The sequence below is a fragment of the Mesorhizobium sp. M7A.F.Ca.US.006.04.2.1 genome (assembly GCF_004022915.1).
In the GTDB taxonomy this organism is placed as follows: Bacteria; Pseudomonadota; Alphaproteobacteria; order Rhizobiales; family Rhizobiaceae; genus Mesorhizobium; species Mesorhizobium ciceri.
The window spans coordinates 1-5147 of sequence record NZ_RZQA01000465.1 but is presented as its reverse complement, the minus strand read 5'-3'; the positions used below and the strand labels follow the sequence as shown (position 1 = coordinate 5147).

The following is a 5147-nucleotide window of genomic DNA, read 5'->3' as shown; positions in this document are numbered from 1 at the left end:
GTTCCGATTGGCTTAATCGGCCATTAGCTGAGATCAGTCGCGAGGCCGCCAACGCGCGGCACCGGCTTATCGGCAAGCAGAACGGCAAGTACGCTGCCAACGCCACCATGGTCGCTCTTAGGGCGATTTGGCGGCGTGTCCAAAGGCAGCACCCAGCTCTGGGCGCGCCGCCGACCGAGAACGTGGATTTCTTCGAAGAGAAGCCGCGCAAGACGGTGATCACCTACGACATGCTGCCCGACTGGTGGCTGGGTGCAAACTCAATCGATAACCCCATCCGCCGCGATCTGTATATCTGGCTGCTCTTCACCGGCACCCGGAGTGAGGAAGCGCGGTCGATACGCTGGGCTCAGGTGGACCTAGACACCGGCACCCTGCATTTCCCGATCACGAAGACAGAGGCATTCACCCTACCGCTATCAGACTTCTTGATCGGCCTCCTAAGGTCGCGAAAGGCATGCGAATTCACTATCGCGCAGTTCGGCTCAGACTGCGAATTCGTGTTCCCGGCATCCAGCAAGACAGGGTTCATTGCCGAGCCGAAACTGAACGAAAAGGAAGTCGAGCGTTTCCCCTGCGAATGGACACCACATACCCTGCGCCATACCTTCGTGACGATGGCCGAGAACAAGGTGGCGATTTCTGAAACCCATCGGCGGCTGCTCGTGAACCACGCCATCCCGAAATCAGGTGATGCGCATGCTGGCTACAATCACCCCGAACTGGATGATCTTCGCCGAAGCCAGCAGGCGGTTACGAATGCCTTCAAGGCCGCGATCTGGAAGTTCGCCTATCCGCAACTGCCACTGTAAAATAGCTTTACGAGCATAAAAACGGCGCTATGCTTGCGCTGTAAATTGTCTGTCAGGGCAAGGCGAAAATACCACTGACGGATAGTTCCTGTCGCAGGGAACAGCCCAACTTCGCTTGGCACTTGGGACCAACGCCCATACTGCCGTGATGCCCCTACGGGATGGGGAGCCGGGTTCACTCAATGACCGTAGGCAGGCACGGTCGTCTCGTGAGTGAGAATCCGACCATGAGCGACACTAATCGCGAATACATGAACACCAAGCAGGCTGCCGAGTACCTTGGCTTCTCCACCCAGTTTCTTGAGATCGGCCGCCACAAAGGTTACGGCCCGCCCTATCTGAAGTACCCGCAGGTCGTGAAGTATCGACGCTGTGACCTGGACGAGTGGGCCGCAAAACACCTCCGGCAGCATACCAGTGAGGTGGCATGAAAACGCCGACCCTGTGGAAGCAGGATCGGCGTTGCTCAGAGGTCAACACATGGAGCCAAGTGGTGCGAAACTTCGCTTGGACCAACTCCCAACATACCCGCAAAAACTTGATAAAACAAGGAGTTGCGGCTTATGGGCAACCAATCGCCAGTTAAGATATGGGACCTATTCGGCGGGTCCAATGAGGCTCACGGGCGGTACACCGTCCAAAGGACGAGCGAGCGAGGAAAGGCCGAAGGCAAGGCAGTAACCGAACCCGGCCCAGCAACGCAGGCTATCTGGAACGCCCATCTGGCTGGCACCGGACCTGGGGTTGGTGTCATCCCAATTCGAAGGGATGGAACTGTCCTCTGGGGATGCATCGATGTTGATGTGATTGGCATTGATCATGCTGCTCTCGAACAAGACATTGAAGATCTGAAACTTCCGCTGGTGGTCAGTCGATCAAAGTCAGGGGGCGCCCACGCCTTTCTGTTTTTGAAGGAACCGGCACCCGCTAGTGCGATCCAGCATTATCTCGCGCAATGCTCATCCGCTCTTGGATATGGCGGCTGTGAGATATTCCCGAAGCAAACTGCGGCCACAGAAGAGCAACCGGGCAACTGGCTCAATATGCCGTATTTCTTCGCGGACAAGACCAATCGATATGGCACCCACAACGGCGAGCTACTCGACCTACAAACGTTCGTGGATTTCGCCGCTAGCCGCCGCGTCTTGGCCGACGAATTGGTGCCGCCCCGCCAATTCGAACCGGTCCTAGCAAGCGAACGTTTCCAGTTGCCTGAAATCATCGAGGAAAGCAGCGGTCCCTACCAAGACAGCAAGGGGAAGGACTACTATGGCCGCAACCAGGTTCTTTACCACCACGGCTGTTCGCTGCGCTCAAGGGGCGCTGATGACGCAACGGTGGCATCGAACCTTGCTGAGGTAAACGCAAACCGATGTCGGCCACCCATCGAGCCGCGCAAACTCGATCTCATCATCAGGCAAGTGCAAAAGCTGCCGGTCGGAGAACCAGCACAGTCGAAGAAAGAGACCATCCCCAAGCTGCCGAAACTTGAGCCGGCAGTCTGGCCCGCCCCAGCGAGCATCCCGCGCCTGGACCGCCTGTATGGCCACCACTATGTGCGCGGCTTCGTGTCGGTGACAGCGGGTCCCGGTGGGATAGGCAAAAGCTCGCTCAGCCAAGCTGAAGTTGTGATGATGCTTGCCCACATAGGCATGGTCGAGGGGCGCTTGTCGCCGCGCCCTTTGAACGTCCTGTACGTGAATCTCGAAGACGATCTGGATCAGATTTGGCGGCATTTTCTGGCAACGGCGAGCCACTACGGAATCGACCCGAAGACGCTTGAAGGGAAGCTGTTCGTTCACTCCGGGCAGGATCAGCCCATCAAGATTGCCGAGTTGAAGAAACACGACGTCCGGGTCTGGACCGAACTCGTTGATGAACTGATCCAGTTCGCATTAGCGAACAACATCGACGTGGTGATCTTCGATCCGTTCGTCAGCCTCCATAGTGTCAACGAGAACGACAACGGCCAGATCGACGCCGTGATGAAGGAGTTGGGTCGCCTCGCCAGTAAGGGCAAGTGCGCTGTCGATGTCATCCACCACTCGCGCAAGACAAATGGCGAGGGGCAATCGGTGGAGACAATTCGCGGTGCTCGCTCGCTGACCGACGCGGCTCGCATGGCGCGTGTCATCGACACTATGACCGAAGATGAAGCCGAGAACTTCGGCCTACTTGGCTTCGACGCAAACGGCAGGGAAAAGCCGTCTTATCGCCGATACATTTACGAGCGACCGGCGAAGCAAAACCTAGCCCCGCCAGCTGTCAGCCGATGTTGGTATGTCCTCGTAAGTGTTCCGGTTGGCAATGCCGGAAAGGAGCAGGATCTCGAACCAAGCGACTGGGTTGGCGTCCCGACATCATGGACGCCACCCGAAGGTGAGCCGCTGTTCGAAGACGACAAGCTGCCCGACCTGTTGAAACTGTTCGAAAAGGGCGACCAGAGGGTGAGCGAGAAGGCCAACGATTGGGCCGGATACGCTATCGGGGAATTGCTCGATTACGACATAGGACGCGGCCTGAAATCGGCTGACGTTCTTGCCCGGCATAAGTCGGCGAGAAAGCGCGCGCAGCAGGTAATAGATGAACTCCAGCAGCGCGGGCTGATCATTGAGGAAGATCGCAAAGACAGCAATCGGGAGACACGACCTACGTGGATTTTGACCAGTAGGGAGATACCGTTTTGAAGCCGGTTGCAGCAGTGCAGCAGTCGCGTTTTTTGAGTGCTGCGGCACCGCTGCAGAGCCACGGGGCAGCAGTGCAGCAGTCTAGGACCCCCCTAAAGGGGGGTGTCCATAGTGCTGCAAGTGCTGCTCCTGCTCGTGGCGTTGTTTCCCTGGAAAGGAAGATAATTTCCCCCGATCGCTGCGGGCGGCAAGCTGTCCCCGCTGTTGCGGGCTTGCTTGCATGTGGTGGGCTGGCTAGGTGGGCGCTACAGCGTGGAACGTCCCCCTGCCCGAGTACTGCACTGGACAGCAACGAAACGCGCTGTGGGCGGCTGTATTGCCCAGATTAAAAACACTCGACTGAAGCCGCAATTTGCTGCACCCCTCGCAATATTGCTGACAGAATAAGTGTTAGTTATTCAGTCATCGATGCAAACATCCAAATAAATCCTTGTTTTACAGCGCTTGCGCAGCGTAACGTGTGCTTACATTCAAATCTAACAAGGCTCTTAGCAACTGCATCTGCTGCTGTAACGCGGCGATCAGCCCCGGAAACTCGCCCATGGATGCCCTAGCCGACCAGCCTTCAGCCGAGGGGCAGAAATCCCCGCAGCGCTCCCGGATCGCAAACGGCAGCGCCACTCTGTTAGGCGCAAGAGACGAGCGTTCCCTTTACGTGCGCCGGATGAAGGAAGTCATTGCCGAGCATGTGGATGATCGAGGCGGTCTGGATGCCATGTCAGCCGCCGAGAAGTCCCTGATCCGCCGCGTTGCCGTGCTGACCATTGAGCTTGAGAAGCTGGAGACGCGCTTCGCTGAGGACGAGACGGTCGGCGAGCGCACCCTTGATCTCTACAATCGGACGGCCGGCAACCTAGGGCGCCTGCTAGATCGTCTTGGTCTCAAGCGCAAGGCGAAGCCAGCCCGGACGATAGAGGGGCATATCGCAGCCAAGCGGAAGCAGGCAGCGGCATGAAACCCATCATCTCCATGCGCGAAGCCTTAGCCGACCCGGACCTGTTCGGCACGATCTTAACCGGCGACAGTTGGCTGCCGTGGCGGGTCATGTTGATCGCCTTGATGGGTGAGCCGCTGACGGCAGAAGAGCGTGTCATCTTCACCGCCTTGACCCAGCGCGAGCACGAGCCGCTGTCCCCCGTCGAGGAGTTCTGGGGGATCGTCGGACGCCGTGGCGGCAAGACACGCGCCATGTCCGTCCTCAGTGCCTACTTAGCCGCCCTCTGCGACTGGTCGGACGTGCTGGTCCCGGGTGAAACCGGCAAGCTCTTCTATCTCGGCTACAATCAGAAACAGGCGAACATCGCATTCGACTATGCCAAGTCGATCTTCAACCTCCCCCTGTTTGCGCAGCGCGTCGATAATGTCAGTGCCGACATCATCGCTCTCAAGACCGGCATTGAACTGGAAGTGCGCGCCGCGACATGGCGCGGGTTGCGTGGCGTCACCAGCATTGGCGCGATCTTCGATGAGTTGGCGTTCTTCCAGTCGGAGGAATATTCCGCCAACACCGACAAGGAAATTTTGAACGCGATACGCCCCTCGCTGGCAACGACATCTGGACCCCTGATCGCGATCAGCTCGCCGTTCGCAAAGTCGGGCGAAGTGTTCCAAGCGGTCGAGCGCGACTTCGGCCCGAATGGTGATCCCC

Annotated in this window: 4 protein-coding genes and 1 pseudogene; all 5 read left to right on the top strand. The window is 58.0% G+C overall.

Annotated features, from left to right (window positions below; all coding sequences use genetic code 11):
• Positions 1 to 812 (top strand): tyrosine-type recombinase/integrase (locus EN925_RS22670; RefSeq protein ID WP_164894334.1); only part of this gene is annotated, 812 nt, incomplete at its 5' end.
• A gap of 227 nt (positions 813 to 1039) precedes the next feature.
• Complete coding sequence (locus EN925_RS22665; protein WP_127369501.1) at positions 1040 to 1243, top strand: helix-turn-helix domain-containing protein; 204 nt, start codon at positions 1040 to 1042, stop codon at positions 1241 to 1243.
• 132 nt (positions 1244 to 1375) lie between these two features.
• Positions 1376 to 3499, top strand: a complete 2124-nt coding sequence (locus EN925_RS22660) for an AAA family ATPase (RefSeq protein ID WP_127388502.1) — start codon at positions 1376 to 1378, stop codon at positions 3497 to 3499.
• A gap of 541 nt (positions 3500 to 4040) precedes the next feature.
• Positions 4041 to 4454 carry a hypothetical protein gene (locus EN925_RS22655; RefSeq protein ID WP_127369716.1) on the top strand — a complete coding sequence of 138 codons (414 nt, stop codon included), beginning with the start codon at positions 4041 to 4043 and terminating at the stop codon, positions 4452 to 4454.
• Positions 4451 to 5147 (top strand): annotated as a pseudogene (locus EN925_RS22650) (hypothetical protein); the annotation flags it as partial. The gene EN925_RS22655 and the pseudogene EN925_RS22650, both read left to right, overlap by 4 nt.